Here is a 14892-nt window from a genome sequence, read left to right as displayed (position 1 = left end):
AAAGGCTGCCTCTTAAGTAAGTTATACCGATCTTGAAATTTCTTTTATTTGCTCTAAGTGTCTTAGTTCATGCCATCCTATAAACTCAATCCATTGAGCTGTATTCAAATTACTGAAAGCAGGATGAGGAAACGAATATTTTTCTAACGTCTCTCTATCTTTATTCGTTATAAGTGTTTGGAGTGCTTCACGGCTTTCCTTAAGAGAGGCCCTAGCTTCGCTTAAGTCGCTGAATTGACCTTTCGGCTGTAGAGCTTCGGGAGCCTCAACTTTGTATTCTCTGTTGACCGTTCGTTCGATAGGTTTCTCTTTAACTGTATGTGGTTCTGTTTTTTCAATCGTACGGTTAATTTGAGAAGTCACTGATTTCTCAATTAAATAAAGATGTTCTAGTACTTCGAATATCGACCATTTATCAGGGGCAGGCTTCTGAACAGCTTTTTCATTTGTAAGACCGTCAATAAAGGATAGAAGCTCCCCGCGTTTTTCTTCAATTCCATACATTTGTTTGCACCCTTTCTTTAGTAACAGGAAGATTTAACATAAACGAAATATATTCCATTATTAAAATACAATTGTCTCATTTTATAATATGAAAAGGTCAATTAGTAATAAAATGGATATAATATAGGTTTAATATCCTATGTTCTTTTATTCTTTAGTTTGATAATTTTATAAAGCACCCTTAAAATTTTATAGCGCTAGAAGAAATTAATTCGGCTGAATATTCAGACACATATCCCTCTGTATAGTAACATATATAGGGTTAACGAAGAACTAAAAAGACTTAAGGAGGCAACTGAATGAACTTAACGATAAAGATACTTATTGGTCTGGTCTTAGGTTTAGTTGTAGGACTCATCTTAAACTTAACAGCCCCTGATTTATTTACTCCACTTGACAGTTACTTATTTGGTCCACTGGGAACGATTTTCTTAAACCTTATTAAAATGCTCGTGGTACCCATTGTATTTGTTTCTATCAGTTTAGGAACTGCTTCACTAGGCGATCCTAAAAAACTTGGTAGACTTGGCGGTAAAACAATTGGATTTTTCCTTATCTCTACAACGGTAGCGATTACAATTGCTTTATTACTTGCCGGTATATTTGAACCGGGAAATACGAATATTGATCCTTCAGGAGCCGATTATCAGCAGGAAGAGTCATCTCCTGGGGTAGTAGAGACCTTTACAAACATTATTCCAGCAAATCCTCTTCAGGCGATGGCAGAAGAAAATATGCTGCAAATCATTGCCTTTGCAATTTTCATTGGCCTCGCTTTAGCCATGCTTGGCAAGAAGACAGAAGGTTTATTTAAACTGTTGGAGCAGGTTAACGAAGTTCTGATGTGGCTTGTTAACTTAATTATGCGCTTTGCTCCTTACGGGGCATTTGGTCTACTGGCTTCTGCTGTAGGTGAAATGGGGTTAGATGGCGTCAAAGCCATGGGTGCTTATATGATTATAGTTATTGCCGGTTTAGCGATCCACGGTTCCTTATTCTATGGATCCGTCATTTATTTCTTAGGTAAGATGAATCCGCTTCACTTCTTTAAGAAATTCTCTCCTGCTATGACATTAGCATTCAGTACATCAAGCAGTAGTGCTGTACTGCCTATTTCTATGAAAACAGCACAAGAGGAACTTAAGGTATCCAAACCTGTAAGCAGCTTTGTTCAGCCGCTGGGTGCAACGATTAACATGGATGGTACAGCCATCATGCAGGGTGTCGCAACCCTTTTCATTGCTCAAGTCTATGCTACAGATCTATCCTTTGGCCAGCTCGTCATGGTAGTATTAACAGCAGTCCTTGCTAGTATTGGAACAGCCGGAGTACCAGGTGTAGGACTAATCATGCTCGCCATGGTCCTAAACCAAGTATCTCTTCCAGTTGAAGGAATTGCTCTGATTCTTGGTATTGACAGGGTGCTCGATATGCTTCGAACCGCTGTTAACATCACGGGAGATGCAGCCTGTGCTTTAGCAATTGACAGGTCTGAAGAAAAATATCGTGAAAGCGAAGAATTAAAAGAACAATCTGTGTAAAATATAAAAAACCCGCTTGCTACAAGCGGGTTTTTATTTATGAAGCGTTCTGAACATCTTGAGTTACCTTTTCTTTCTCCTGCTGTTTTCGAAATATCGTTGCTAAAATTGGTCCAGAGATGTTATGCCACACGCTGAAGATGGCACTCGGCACGGCGGAGAGCGGACTGAAGTGAACAGAGGCCAAAGAAGCACCAAGTCCGGAATTCTGCATGCCCACCTCAATTGCAACTGCTCTCTTCTTAGCAGCAGGCATCTTAAACAATTTAGCCAGACTATAACCGGCAATATAACCAAAGATATTATGAAGAGCGACAATAGCAAAGATTAATGGGCCTGTCTGTAAAATTTGTTCCTGATTTATACCGATTACGGCAGCTACAATCGCGACGATGGCAATGACTGAGATCAGGGGTACAGACTTAACACCTGCTTTAACTTTATTTCCAAGCAGGGTACGAACAACTAACCCTAGGATAATTGGGAAAAGAACAACATTAACTATAGAAATAAACATATCTCCAGCAGATACAGGGAGCCACTGGCTGGCAAATAAGTACATCAGTGCAGGTGTCAATATAGGAGCCAGCAAAGTAGATACAGAGGTTATGGCAACCGATAGGGCTGTATCACCTTTTGATAGGTATGTAATCACATTGGAAGCAGTTCCGCCTGGGCAGCAGCCTACAAGAATGACACCTACGGCTACCTCTGTTGATACGGGCAGGATGGTTACGAGAAGAAAGGCTACAACCGGCATTAAAATGAATTGGGCCATTACCCCAACAGCCACATCTTTAGGTCTTCGAAACACTTCCTGGAAGTCTTTCTTAGAAAGCGTCAGACCCATTCCAAACATAATGATCCCTAACAATGGTGTAATGTAAGGTTCAATCCAGGTGAATGTCCCCGGAGTGATTAGTGATAATGCGGCAAAAAAAACGACCCAGAAAGCAAAAGTTCGTCCTACGAAGCCGCTGATGGCATCTAAGGTTTTCATTTGAAAAACCTCCTTAATTTTAATAGAGTTAATTTCAGATTATACTTTATTTTCAGAACAAAGAAATAGATAATTTATAGAAAAATATGAAAATAAATAACTTAAATTTTATTTATGTTGTCATCCAATAAATAGATGAAAAGTCGGAGGTAATAAATCATGAATGAAAGACAAAAACTAGTAAATGAAAGATGGAAGAAAACGCGGTCGATGGGGCAGTTTAAGTATATTTTGTATTATGGAGTTCTCGGGTATGGGTCTGTATTTATCCTCTTCTCTTCTTTAATGGACGTATTTTTCGGAGAAGGAGTTACCGGTCCGATTCTTTTGGAAAAGTTAATTATTGGAGTGGTGGGCGGATTTATTTTTGGTTCACTAACATGGTGGCTGAATGAACGAAGGCTTTCGAGATATCAGGAGAACCGATAAGACCAGCTGGGAAGCTGGTCTTATTTTTTGTAAAAAAATCGTAATCGTATTTTTCTCTTAACCTGTGGTACAGTAAAAAATCTAGGGCATTTATGAGTGTGCACCACAGATAAGGAGAGAGACTATGAAATTCCGTTGCTATGCATTTCCGCTTCTAATTTTTGCAGTAAATATTTTTCTATTATCTCTACTTCTCATTGAAATTAGTGGAATTAAACAAGTTAATCAGGGAGGACTCGGATTTATCGTTCCATTTTTGTCCTTTCTATCATTTCTATACATCCGTGCCCAGCAGAGAAGAAGATGCCAAGTCAGCCGCGGCCTAAGTATTCTTCAAATGATTAATGCTATCACTTTTATTCTGCCTTTTATTATTCTGATTGTGTTCATAATTAGGATCCTTTAAAAGTATAAATAGGAGTTTCGATCTTTTTTTGCAAAATCTATGTAGGAAGCATGTCTTATCCTGGAGGTTACACCCCCTGTGAAATCAAGAATAGTGGGTATACTTGTGAAAAAAATGTCGATGAATAGTTGTTCATTTTCTATTGTCTTTATGCTAAGATGTTTTTTGTGATTTATTTTGTCAACATGCCCTAATTCTCGGCGAATTTTAAAAAATTGAGGTGACAAATAAAAGTGGATTACAAGGTTTCTGTGGACATGGAAAATAGTGAAGAAATGAGAAGCTTCTTGAAGGAGAGAGTCTCAGAGTACAAGGAGCGTACATATTTTCAAGTGAAAAACAAAGATGCTGCACAGCCGATCAACATGTTCGTCACCAATGAAAAACAGCAATGGCTCGGCGGAATTTCCAGTGAACTTTATTGGAACTGGCTGGAAATCAATCATTGCTGGGTCTATGAAGAGTTTAAAGACCAGGGAATTGAAAGAGAATTAGTAAAAAAAGTGGAAAGAATGGCAAGAAAAAGAGGAGCCGACTATTCAATGCTGACTACATTCGAACAGGAGACCATGAATTTTTATAAAACGAATGGTTATAAAGTTGTTGGCAAGATAGAAGACTTTACACCGGGTACCAATTTTTATACACTAAAGAAATCTCTTTAAAAGGTTTTTACAGAAAGGTAGATTCTTTGGGTTACGTTGAAGAGCTTAGAGCATTAGTCGGAAAACGGCCGCTCATATTACCGGGAGCAGTCGCAATTATCGTAAATGAAAAGGGAGAAATTCTTCTGCAGGAGCGCACCTCTCCAAAGAGAGTATGGGGGCTGCCTGGAGGTCTTATGGAGCTCGGAGAATCAATGGAAGAGACGGCTGAAAGAGAAGTTTACGAGGAAACCCATTTAAAAATAGAAAAATTAAAACTGATCGATGTGTTCTCTGGAGAAGATTATTATACAGTCGCTCCAAACGGAGATCAATATTATTCAGTAACAGCTGCCTATTACACGGCTGATTACCAGGGGGAGCTGCGACCAAACCAGGAGGAAGCGTTCAGCTGTGCCTTTACATCACCACATATACTGCCTGAGAAAATGGTCGCCAGTCATAGAAAAATAATAAAAGAATACGTTGCAAAGTTTTCTAACAGATAGAAAACGAGAGGAATTATAAGAGGACAAGTTCTCCTAAACTAGGAGAATTTGTCCTCTTATAATTTTAACCCACTTCGGCTCTTAAACCTCCTTAATAAAATATGACTCTCTACTCTCGTTATCCCTTCAAGAGCATAAAGCTCTTTGTTTACAAACGACTCAAGTTCTGTAAAATCACTGACCAGCACGTGCATATGCAGAGTGCTCGGACCGGTCATTTGGTAGCAGCTTGCTACATAAGGATTGTTCGCCAGATTTTCTGCCACTTCCACGAGAGAACGGGGCTCACAATCTACTTCAAAGAAAGCAGAGACTTCCTTCCCTACCTTCTCGCTGTTAATCACTGCAGTAAATTTTTCAATGACTCCTAGCTCAGTAAGCTGATTAACTCGGGAGCGCACGGCCACACGTGATAATTCCAGTTTCTTGCCAATATCCGCATATGACAGTCTTCCATCCTCGATTAAAAGCTCGAGGATTTTTTTATCTGTATCATCAATCTTTAAGTTCTTTTTTTCCTCCATAAGCACCCACCCTGAATTTGGTTCATTTATGTCTCCCCTTAAGTTTTAATGTTTTTAAGAGATAGTGTCAAATCTAAAGTCAAAAAGCATAAATATACAAGAAAAACTAAAAAAATCCAAATTTATTCATAAAAAGGGTTTTAATTTTTTGAAAATTACATTATAATCTTCACCAATATAACCGTTTGTTAATCAAAAAATAGATATTGGTTAACTTTCGTGAGTTTTATGAGGGTTTTACATATTTAACGTTAAACGGTACTTTCTAATATTTCAATAAGGAGGGAGAACTAATTGTTCAGTTTAATTATTAATAGGTTGTTTCAATTGGTCTTACTGTTAATTGGTATTTCATTTCTTGTATTTATGAGTATGCATATGGCTCCTGGAAATCCAGCAACAATTATTGGAGGACCAACCGCTACAGAATCTGATCTTGCAGCAATTCGAGAGGAACTGGGTTTAAATAAACCAGTTCTAGTACAATATTTTGATTACATATTAGGTGTTGTACAAGGAGACCTGGGCTATTCCTTTCAAAACAACCAAGAGGTTTCAGGGGCTATTATAGAACGATTTCCCCAAACTCTTAATTTAGCAATTGCAAGTATGTTTGTTGCTGTAATAATTGGTGTTCCTGCTGGAATCATTTCCGCTATTAGACAAAACTCATGGTTTGATGTTTCAAGTACAACTGTAGCGTTACTCGGTGTTTCTATCCCGAACTTCTGGCTAGGTACAATGTTAATTCTTTTATTTTCAGTTGAATTACAGTGGCTTCCAGTTGGCGGTTTAAGTGCTCCTTTTTGGACTTTAGAAGGGATGAGACAATTAATCCTACCAGCTATTACTTTAGGGACAGCTTCGGCAGCTATGATTGCACGGATGAGTCGTTCAGCGATGCTGGAGGTTATTCGGGCCGATTATATTCGCACTGCAAAAGCTAAGGGAGTAAAAAATAGAGTGGTGGTTTGGGTTCATGCTCTTAGAAATGCCATGATCCCTGTAATTACGGTAATAGGTATGAATTTTGGATTCCTATTAGGAGGAACTATTATAACTGAACAGGTATTTGCAATAAATGGAGTCGGCAGGTTAATGATAGATGCGATCGCAGCGAGAGACTTCCCTGTCGTTCAAGGTACTGTATTACTTGTAGCTACCCTGTTTGTGTTAGTGAATCTAATAGTAGATATTGTTTATGCATTTATTGATCCAAGAATAAGTTATGAATAGAAAGGAGGTGCAATGTTGGCTAATTCAGAAGCTTTAATAAGTAAAGCAAAGGACAATAAAGATAGACAGGGAAAAAAGGAAAAGCCTTTTATAAAAACAACAAAAAGATTACTTAAAAACAAATTGGCTGTATTTGGTTTAGTAATTATTTTTATTCAGATCATCATGGCTGTGTTTGCTCCTTGGATGACAAGCCATAGCCCTGTTGCACAAGATCTAGCTAATAGTGAATTGGGTGTAGGGTCATCTGGCCACTGGCTAGGCACAGACAACTATGGAAGAGATGTATGGTCAAGGCTGGTATTTGGAGCAAGGATTTCTATACTAGTAGGGATTGCTTCCGTTTCGTTAGGGTTAATTGGAGGCATAATACTGGGGTTGATTTCTGGTTATTTTAAAAAGTTAGACAGCCCTATCATGAGATTTGTTGACTTGCTTTTTGCATTTCCAGGGATTCTTCTAGCTATGCTCATCATTGCCATGTTGGGTACAAGTCTAGTAAATGTAGTGATCGCTATTAGTATTTGGTCCATCCCCACATGTGCGAGGATTGTACGAGGAAGTGTGCTCTCTGTAAAAAAACAGGAGTATATTATGGCCATGCGCTCTCTTGGTGCTAGTCATAGCAGAATTTTGTTTAAACACATTCTTCCTAATTGCACCGCACCAATTATAGTATTTGCTACGATGAGAATGGCTACTGCTATTTTGTCTACAGCAGCATTAAGTTTCTTAGGTCTTGGAGCTCAGCCTCCTTCTCCAGAATGGGGAGCAATGATTGCTGCAGGACAGGATTACATGTACTCAGCGCCCCATTTAACGATAATCCCTGGAATAGCTATTATGCTTGTCGTTTTTTCTTTTAACGTAGTAGGAGATGGTTTAAGAGACGCGTTGGATCCAAATTTGAACTTAGATACATAAAAAAGGAGGAGAATTATGAACAAAATTAGAGGGTTACTATTTATATTGTTGATGGGGTTTTTGGTTTCAGGATGCAGTAACAGTTCATCAAGTAATGGAGGTGGAGAGGATCCCCACCAAGAAATCACATATGCAGCGACATCAGATGTGGTGGGACTTTCACCGATTGATACCAATGACTCAATATCTGCGGCTATGATTGAGCAAGTTTATGAAACTTTATTTACTAGAGACCCTGAGACCATGGAAATTAAACCTTTGCTCGCTGAGTCCTATGAAAACCCAGACGAAAATACTTGGGAAATTAAATTAAAGGAAGATATTACTTTTCACGATGGTACTCCTTTTAATGCCGAAGCTGTAAAGTATACGTTTGAAGAATTTGTTAATGAAGAGAGAGCGGCTCCTCGCGCCTCTTTACTAGAACCAATTGAATCTATTGAAGCTACAGACGAATATACAGTTGAAATTAAAACTAATGAGCCGTATGGTGCCCTATTAGCTGCCTTATCTCATACAAATGCTTCTATAGTTAGTCCAGAAGCTGATAAAAACCAGGATATTAATCAGGAACCAGTTGGTACAGGTCCTTTTAAGTTTGATAGCTGGTCGCAAGGAAAAGAAGTTGTACTAACAAAAAATGAAGAATATTGGAGAGATCCCGCACAGTTAGAAAAAATTACTATGAAAGTGGTGCCAGAATATTCTACAGCCGTTTCTATGCTGGAAACAGGAGAAGTTCAGTTTATAGATGCTATTCCTACCCAGCACCTCTCTCGAGTTGAAGCTATTGATGGTATTGAGGTATTAGAAAAAGCAGGGACTCCCGTATATTCAGTAGGATTTAATTTTGATAAAGCGCCCTACAACGAACTGGAATTTAGACAAGCTGTCTCTCATGCTATCGATCGCGAAGCATATGTGGGCCAACTTAAAGGATTAGGTATAAAAAATGAAAGTATCATTGGACCCGAAGTTTTTGGTTATGACCAATCTGCTGAAGAGGCAGGGTACAGTTATGATCCGGAAGCAGCCAAACAGATAATTGAAGAAAACGGATATGGAAATGAAGAGATTACCCTGTTAACAGCCAATAGAGAAGCATATACTCGAATGGCAGAAGTCGTCCAATCTCAACTTTCCGAAGTTGGTTTAAATGTATCCATCGAGTCTATGGAATGGGGAACTTTTCTTGATACGACTCCTAAAGGAGACTTTGATATGACGTTTACCAGTTGGTCAAACAGTACAGCGGATGGTAGTGAACTTCTCTATCCTAATCTGCATTCTGATAATATCGATTCTTCTAACTGGGTCAGATATAATAACAGTGAATTTGATGACTTGGTAGATTCTTCGAGATCGCAGGTTGAGCAAGAAGCACGTGAGAAGGATCTGATGGAAGCTAATCGAATCGCAGTTGAAGATGCGGCATGGATACCAATGCATCATGGCGTAGTGACTGCCGCTTTTGATGAATCTGTTAAAGGAATACAGATAGATCCTACTGGTCAATGGTCACTATATAACGTCCACAGGGAGTAAGATTAAATGACACAATTACTAAACGTTCAAAACTTAGTCACTTCGTTTCGTACTTCTTCAGGGAAGGTTCAAGCAGTTAGAGATATTTCTTTTTCTGTAAGCCGAGGGGAAACTCTTTGTATTGTTGGAGAATCTGGGTGTGGAAAGAGTATTACCAGTTTATCGGTTATGGGCCTTCTCCCTAATAATGGTGAAATTACTTCGGGATCCATTCAATTTAATGAACAAGAGCTCACTATAAAAAGTGAAGAGCAATTGAGACGCATCCGGGGTAACGAAATTTCTATGATTTTTCAGGAGCCAATGACTGCTCTAAATCCCGTATTTACTATCGGATTTCAATTAATGGAACCTTTGAAAATTCATACAAATCTTTCGAGTGCTCAAGCAAAGGAAAAAGCAGTTCACCTGCTTGATCAAGTAGGAATTCCTGATCCAGGCAAAAAAATTAGTCAATATCCGCATGAATTGAGCGGAGGGATGAGGCAGAGAGTCATGATTGCTATGGCTCTTGCCTGCAGTCCATCTTTATTAATCGCTGATGAGCCGACGACTGCTCTTGATGTCACCATTCAAGCACAAATACTCGAGCTGCTGGACGATTTAAAGAACGAATATGGGATGGGAATGGTTATGGTCACACATGATATGGGAGTGGTGGCAGAAGTTGCTGATAGAATTATGGTCATGTATGCCGGTAAGGTAGTAGAAACAGGAACTGTAGAAGAAATATTTAATAATCCAAGCCACCCTTATACAAGAGGCTTGCTAGCTTCTGTCCCAGATATAGATGATACAAGTCAAAAACTTAAAGCCATACCTGGTTCATTACCGGGATTGAATGAAGTGATTCCGGGATGCCGGTTTCATCCTCGGTGTGAGTTTGCTACAGAAAAATGTATACAAGATGAACCGCCAAACTTTAAAATAACTTCCAATCATCAATCGAAATGCTGGCTGGAACAAAATAAGGAGGTGACAGTCAATGCAAACACAGACAAAACCTCTCATTGAAGCAAATCGTGTGAAAAAGTATTATCCTGTAAAAGGCGGGCTTTTGAAGAGAACAAAATCTTATGTGAAAGCCGTTGAGGATGTTTCTCTTGAAGTGATGGAAGGAGAAACATTAGGTGTGGTAGGAGAGTCAGGATGTGGTAAATCGACTCTGGGCAGAACTATTCTGGGACTGGAAGATTTAACAGATGGATCTGTTAAATTCCGTGGAGAAGAAATAGGAGGGCTCCCAGAGCGAAAGTTAAAGAGGTTTAAAAAAGACATGCAGATGATATTTCAAGATCCCTACGCTTCTTTAAATCCAAGGCAGAGAATAGGTGAAGCATTAGAAGAAGCCTTTATTATACACACAAAACTTAACAAAGAAGAAAGAGAAAAAAGAGTTCGGTCACTATTAGTAGAGGTAGGATTGAAGGAAGACCATGCAGAACGATATCCCCATGAATTCAGTGGTGGCCAAAGACAGAGAATCGGTATAGCCAGAGCAATATCTTTAAACCCTTCATTATTAATATGTGATGAAGCGGTATCGGCCTTAGACGTCTCTGTTCAAGCTCAAATTATCAATTTATTAAAAAGTCTTCAAGAATCTTACCAGTTAACCTATTTATTTATCTCACATGATCTAGGTGTTGTGCGACATGTGTGTGATCGGGTCGCTGTCATGTATTTAGGAGCTTCGGCGGAACTTGCTTCTTCGGAGGAGCTTTACAAAAATCCTTTACACCCTTACACAAAAGCTCTATTGTCAGCTATCCCAAGACTGGTACCTGGAAGGAAAAGAAACAGAGTGAAATTAAAAGGAGACCTTCCTAGCCCAGCGAATTACCCATCAGGTTGCCCTTTTCATACAAGATGTCCTATAGCCCAAGAACACTGCAAGGTAGATAAGCCCCAATGGAGAGAAGTAGAACCGGGACACTTTGTTGCTTGCCACGAGGTATGACTATCTTAACCTTCACCCTGCCTGTTTTGTTAGAATGAGGTTGGGGTGAAGGTATTTAATTTAAAAATTATAAAAGGGAGTCCTTACATATGAACCCAATCGATTATTTAAATCAGCCTTATCATGCAAAAAGGATATCAGCCGTAGCAAACAAAGGAATGGTAGCTACATCTCAGCCGCTTGCCTCACAGGCAGGTTTGGATATTTTAAAAAAGGGTGGAAATGCAGTGGATGCTGCCATTGCCACAGCTGCTACGCTGACGGTAGTGGAGCCGACTTCTAACGGAATTGGAAGTGATGCCTTTGCTCTCGTCTGGATAAAAGATAAGCTGTACGGCTTAAATGCCAGTGGATCTTCACCTGCTTCCATATCAATTGATGCTGTTAAACAAAGAGGGCATGAAGAAATTCCGACTTACGGATTTATTCCTGTAACTGTTCCGGGAGCTCCGGGGGCCTGGGCTGAGCTGTCCCGCCGCTTTGGGAAACTTCCATTGAAAGAGGTGCTGGCTCCGGCTATTCAGTATGCGGAAGAAGGCTTCCCAATCTCACCTGTTCTCGGGAAGTTCTGGAAGGCAGGATATGAGAAGTTCAAAGCGAGTCTTCATGGCGATGAATTTCAAGCTTGGTTTGATATCTTTGCTCCGGCAGGCAGAGCTCCTGAAATAGGAGAGGTGTGGAAATCACCCGGTCATGCAGATACTCTTATAAAAATAGCGGAAACGAATGCAAAAGCATTTTACAATGGGGAAATTGCGGATAAGATCGATGAATTTTCCAGAAGATATAATGGGTTCATTCGCAAAGAGGATCTGGAAAACTACGAGCCGCAATGGGTTGATCCCATTTCTATTAATTACCGGGGGTATGATGTATGGGAAATCCCTCCAAATGGTCATGGAATTGTGGCGCTGTCTGCTTTAAATATTATGAAAGGCTTTAAGGTAAACAGTAAAGAGGAAACAGATACCTATCATAAGCAGATTGAAGCGATGAAGCTGGCATATGCGGACGGACAGCATTATGTAGCAGATCCTGATTATATGAAGGTTACGGTAGAACAGCTTCTAAGTGAGAGCTACGCTGAAACGAGAAGAAAATTAATTTCTGAAAAAGCTTTAACTCCAGAGCCTGGGACTCCCCCTAAAGGAGGAACAGTTTATCTAGCTGCAGCGGATAATGAAGGAAATATGGTTTCATTTATTCAGAGTAATTATATGGGATTTGGCTCCGGTCTTGTTGTTCCGGGAACGGGCGTCTCTTTGCAGAACAGGGGACACAATTTTTCTATGGAAGAAGGCCATGCCAACTCCCTGCAAGGAAATAAACGTTCATACCATACGATTATCCCTGGATTTTTAACAAAAGATACGGAAGCGGTCGGGCCATTTGGTGTAATGGGCGGGTTTATGCAGCCGCAAGGTCATATGCAGGTTATTATGAATACAATTGACTTCCAATTGAATCCTCAGGCTGCATTAGATTCTCCGAGGTGGCAGTGGATGAAGGATAAAACGGTATGGGTGGAGCCGGGTTTCCCTTCACATATTGCAGAAGAACTGCGCCGTAAAGGGCATGATGTCCATGTTCAGCTGGAAACGGGGGCTTTTGGAAGAGGCCAGATTATTTGGCGTGATGATAAGGGCACATTATATGGAGGCACGGAATCGAGAACGGATGGCACGATTTCGGCCTATTAATTTGAGTAGAGAGGGGCTGAGAAACAATGAAACAGTGGCATCTATTCCTTGCTTTTTTCCGAGTAGGGATTTTTGGATACGGAGGAGGGCCCTCCTCTATACCTCTCGTTCATAATGAAGTCGTAAAAAAATATAAATGGATGTCAGATGATGACTTTGCAGATATCCTGGCTCTGGGCAACTCACTCCCGGGTCCAATTGCTACCAAAATGGCGGGCTATATCGGTTATAGAGTATCTGGAATACTTGGAATGATAAACGCTGTATTAGCAACTATTCTTCCAACGATCGTGCTATTAATCATTCTGCTGACATTTTTAAATAATTTCCGAGATTTAGCCTGGGTGAATGGAATGACTCAGGCTGTCGTACCGGTAGTAGGTGTAATGCTTGCTGTATTGACCTACGACTTTTTTAAAAAGGCACAGGGAAGTCTCGGATACCTGGCTGCTATTGCTCTAGGGGGAGGCTCTCTGCTGTTAATAGAAGGACTAGGGATACACCCCGGTATTATTATCGGAGCTTTACTGGTGTTTGCTTTAGTAAAGCCGATGAAGAAAGGTGAAAATCAAGACAATAAGCAGCAAAGTAAGGAGACAGCTCCATGATTTATTGGAATATTTTTATTGCATTTTTTATCCCTGGCATTGTCGGCTATGGGGGCGGACCAGCTTCGATACCACTCGTGGAAAATGAGGTAGTCGGGCGGTTTAACTGGTTGACGGTGAATGAATTCAGTGAAATGCTCGCAATGGCTAATGCGCTGCCGGGCCCTATTGCGACCAAAATGGCTGGTTATATCGGTTATGAGCAGGCAGGAATTCTCGGAGCAGCCGTCGGCGTTTTCGCTACAGTAGCTCCCTCGTTAATTTTAATGATTGCTCTTTTAAGCCTGCTCAATAAATACAAAGGTTCACCCCGGGTAAAGCTGATGACATCACTGATCAGGCCGGCCATTGCTGTTCTGCTTGGAGTAATGGCGTATCAATTTTTTCATACTTCTTATATATCAGCGGGCATGCTGCACACTATTCTCCTAATTGTCTTAAGTTTTGTTTTAATGGAAAAAGTAAAAGTCCATCCCGCCTTTGTTATTGCAGGATCGCTGCTATATGGTGCTGTTTTTCTCGGCTGATTTGAAACTTCAGTGCTCTTCTCACGTATAAAGATATGAACGATGAAGGGAGCTGGAATAATGGCAGATTACTCAATTGACGAATTTATCCGAAAAACTAAGCAGGATGAAAGTGAAAATGAGTTCTTTGAATTAGAAACACCGCGTATATTAGAAGTAAATCTTACTGATCAAGTCTGGGCCAAATCGGGTTCCATGATTTCCTATTCCGGAAACATAAAGTATGAAAGGGAAGGAATCTTTGAGCACGGAGTCGGCCGGATGTTTAAAAAAGCCCTCTCAGGTGAAGGAAGTTCCCTCATGAAAGCCACAGGACAAGGGCGGCTGTACTTAGCCGATCAGGGGAAAAAGATTACAATTTTTAACCTTAACAATGAATCGATTACGGTAAATGGAAATGATTTATTAGCGTTTGAACCAGGAATCCAATGGGATATTAAATTAATGAAAAAAGTGGCTGGCATGATGGCAGGCGGACTCTTTAATGTAACCTTAGAAGGCAGAGGAAGGGTGGCGGTGACCTCTCATTACGAACCTTTAACGCTCCTTGTTAAGCCCGGAGCACCTGTAATTACTGATCCTAATGCAACAGTAGCCTGGTCTGGACATTTAAAACCGGAGTTTCGCACAGATATAAGTCTTAAAACTTTAGTCGGGCGTGGAAGCGGTGAGTCTATTCAAATGGAGTTTGAAGGAGAAGGATTTGTCATTGTACAGCCATTTGAAGAGGTCTACACATCAGGAAACAGTTAATTTTGAAAAAATTAGGCATACGCCTTTACTTCACACAAAAAAGATAGTAATATATAAAACAACTAAAAAAAATATAACGGAA

The 14892-nt window shown here is 40.1% G+C and carries 17 protein-coding genes; 14 read left to right on the top strand and 3 right to left on the bottom strand.

The genetic code is table 11. From position 1 onward, the window contains the following. Window positions 1–21 precede the first annotated feature (21 nt). Window positions 22–504, bottom strand: a complete 483-nt coding sequence (locus B7E06_RS17025) for a DinB family protein (protein WP_082235131.1) — start codon at window positions 502–504, stop codon at window positions 22–24. A 299-nt stretch (window positions 505–803) separates the two neighbouring features. Here B7E06_RS17025 and B7E06_RS17020 point away from each other — a divergent pair, with 299 nt between their 5' ends. Then, a complete protein-coding gene (locus tag B7E06_RS17020; RefSeq protein WP_082235130.1) occupies window positions 804–2045 on the top strand; it encodes a dicarboxylate/amino acid:cation symporter in 1242 nt (413 codons plus the stop codon). 37 nt (window positions 2046–2082) lie between these two features. Here B7E06_RS17020 and B7E06_RS17015 read toward each other — a convergent pair whose 3' ends face one another. Beyond that, window positions 2083–3045 carry a bile acid:sodium symporter family protein gene (locus B7E06_RS17015; RefSeq protein ID WP_082235129.1) on the bottom strand — a complete coding sequence of 321 codons (963 nt, stop codon included), beginning with the start codon at window positions 3043–3045 and terminating at the stop codon, window positions 2083–2085. Window positions 3046–3204: 159 nt separating this feature from the next. Between B7E06_RS17015 and B7E06_RS17010 the strand changes: the two genes are divergently transcribed. From B7E06_RS17010 to B7E06_RS16995, 4 genes are all read left to right on the top strand, one after another. Then, window positions 3205–3474, top strand: coding sequence for a hypothetical protein (locus B7E06_RS17010; protein ID WP_082235128.1), 270 nt, complete (start codon window positions 3205–3207; stop codon window positions 3472–3474). A 124-nt stretch (window positions 3475–3598) separates the two neighbouring features. Further along, window positions 3599–3880 (top strand): hypothetical protein, encoded by a 282-nt coding sequence (locus tag B7E06_RS17005; protein WP_082235127.1) that lies wholly within the window; start codon window positions 3599–3601, stop codon window positions 3878–3880. 233 nt (window positions 3881–4113) lie between these two features. Next, the gene (locus tag B7E06_RS17000; RefSeq protein ID WP_082235126.1) at window positions 4114–4545 is read left to right on the top strand and encodes a GNAT family N-acetyltransferase; all 432 of its coding nucleotides are present in this window, start codon (window positions 4114–4116) and stop codon (window positions 4543–4545) included. Between the two features lie 26 nt (window positions 4546–4571). Next, a complete protein-coding gene (locus B7E06_RS16995; protein WP_082235125.1) occupies window positions 4572–5033 on the top strand; it encodes an NUDIX hydrolase in 462 nt (153 codons plus the stop codon). Window positions 5034–5089: 56 nt separating this feature from the next. On the opposite strand, the gene B7E06_RS16990 is transcribed toward B7E06_RS16995, so the two are convergent. Next, window positions 5090–5557, bottom strand: a complete 468-nt coding sequence (locus B7E06_RS16990) for an Lrp/AsnC family transcriptional regulator (RefSeq protein ID WP_082235124.1) — start codon at window positions 5555–5557, stop codon at window positions 5090–5092. Between the two features lie 294 nt (window positions 5558–5851). On the opposite strand from B7E06_RS16990, the gene nikB reads away from it, so the two are divergent. The 9 genes from nikB to B7E06_RS16945 all read left to right on the top strand — a co-directional run bounded on the left by nikB (window position 5852) and on the right by B7E06_RS16945 (window position 14810). After that, window positions 5852–6793, top strand: coding sequence for a nickel ABC transporter permease (gene nikB / locus B7E06_RS16985; RefSeq protein ID WP_082235123.1), 942 nt, complete (start codon window positions 5852–5854; stop codon window positions 6791–6793). 12 nt (window positions 6794–6805) lie between these two features. After that, window positions 6806–7717: an ABC transporter permease gene (locus B7E06_RS16980; RefSeq protein ID WP_082235122.1), complete on the top strand. Its 912-nt coding sequence runs from the start codon at window positions 6806–6808 to the stop codon at window positions 7715–7717. Between the two features lie 15 nt (window positions 7718–7732). Further along, complete coding sequence (locus B7E06_RS16975) at window positions 7733–9262, top strand: ABC transporter substrate-binding protein (protein ID WP_082235121.1); 1530 nt, start codon at window positions 7733–7735, stop codon at window positions 9260–9262. 6 nt (window positions 9263–9268) lie between these two features. Continuing rightward, a complete protein-coding gene (locus B7E06_RS16970; RefSeq protein WP_082235120.1) occupies window positions 9269–10276 on the top strand; it encodes an ABC transporter ATP-binding protein in 1008 nt (335 codons plus the stop codon). Continuing rightward, complete coding sequence (locus B7E06_RS16965) at window positions 10248–11222, top strand: ABC transporter ATP-binding protein (protein ID WP_082235119.1); 975 nt, start codon at window positions 10248–10250, stop codon at window positions 11220–11222. The genes B7E06_RS16970 and B7E06_RS16965 overlap by 29 nt, the downstream gene beginning before the upstream one ends. Window positions 11223–11320: 98 nt before the next feature. Further along, a complete protein-coding gene (locus B7E06_RS16960; protein WP_082236045.1) occupies window positions 11321–12922 on the top strand; it encodes a gamma-glutamyltransferase family protein in 1602 nt (533 codons plus the stop codon). A 26-nt stretch (window positions 12923–12948) separates the two neighbouring features. Then, window positions 12949–13530: a chromate transporter gene (locus B7E06_RS16955; RefSeq protein WP_082235118.1), complete on the top strand. Its 582-nt coding sequence runs from the start codon at window positions 12949–12951 to the stop codon at window positions 13528–13530. Further along, the gene (locus tag B7E06_RS16950; protein WP_082235117.1) at window positions 13527–14057 is read left to right on the top strand and encodes a chromate transporter; all 531 of its coding nucleotides are present in this window, start codon (window positions 13527–13529) and stop codon (window positions 14055–14057) included. Before B7E06_RS16955 ends, B7E06_RS16950 begins: the two co-directional genes overlap by 4 nt. Window positions 14058–14117: 60 nt before the next feature. Further along, window positions 14118–14810, top strand: coding sequence for an AIM24 family protein (locus B7E06_RS16945; protein ID WP_082235116.1), 693 nt, complete (start codon window positions 14118–14120; stop codon window positions 14808–14810). Window positions 14811–14892: the final 82 nt, after the last annotated feature.

Source organism: Halobacillus massiliensis (assembly GCF_900166625.1).
GTDB lineage: Bacteria > Bacillota > Bacilli > Bacillales > Halobacillaceae > Halobacillus_A > Halobacillus_A massiliensis.
This window is presented reverse-complemented; position numbering and strand designations above follow the sequence as displayed.

Coding starts and splice junctions, on each gene's coding strand:
- B7E06_RS16965 (WP_082235119.1), top strand. CDS start 10,248: ATGCAAACACAGACAAAACCTCTCATTGAAGCAAATCGTGTGAAAAAG.
- B7E06_RS17025 (WP_082235131.1), bottom strand. CDS start 504: ATGTATGGAATTGAAGAAAAACGCGGGGAGCTTCTATCCTTTATTGAC.
- B7E06_RS17010 (WP_082235128.1), top strand. CDS start 3,205: ATGAATGAAAGACAAAAACTAGTAAATGAAAGATGGAAGAAAACGCGG.
- B7E06_RS16955 (WP_082235118.1), top strand. CDS start 12,949: ATGAAACAGTGGCATCTATTCCTTGCTTTTTTCCGAGTAGGGATTTTT.
- B7E06_RS16950 (WP_082235117.1), top strand. CDS start 13,527: ATGATTTATTGGAATATTTTTATTGCATTTTTTATCCCTGGCATTGTC.
- B7E06_RS16980 (WP_082235122.1), top strand. CDS start 6,806: ATGTTGGCTAATTCAGAAGCTTTAATAAGTAAAGCAAAGGACAATAAA.
- B7E06_RS17015 (WP_082235129.1), bottom strand. CDS start 3,045: ATGAAAACCTTAGATGCCATCAGCGGCTTCGTAGGACGAACTTTTGCT.
- B7E06_RS16970 (WP_082235120.1), top strand. CDS start 9,269: ATGACACAATTACTAAACGTTCAAAACTTAGTCACTTCGTTTCGTACT.
- B7E06_RS17005 (WP_082235127.1), top strand. CDS start 3,599: ATGAAATTCCGTTGCTATGCATTTCCGCTTCTAATTTTTGCAGTAAAT.
- B7E06_RS16990 (WP_082235124.1), bottom strand. CDS start 5,557: ATGGAGGAAAAAAAGAACTTAAAGATTGATGATACAGATAAAAAAATC.
- B7E06_RS16945 (WP_082235116.1), top strand. CDS start 14,118: ATGGCAGATTACTCAATTGACGAATTTATCCGAAAAACTAAGCAGGAT.
- B7E06_RS16975 (WP_082235121.1), top strand. CDS start 7,733: ATGAACAAAATTAGAGGGTTACTATTTATATTGTTGATGGGGTTTTTG.
- B7E06_RS17020 (WP_082235130.1), top strand. CDS start 804: ATGAACTTAACGATAAAGATACTTATTGGTCTGGTCTTAGGTTTAGTT.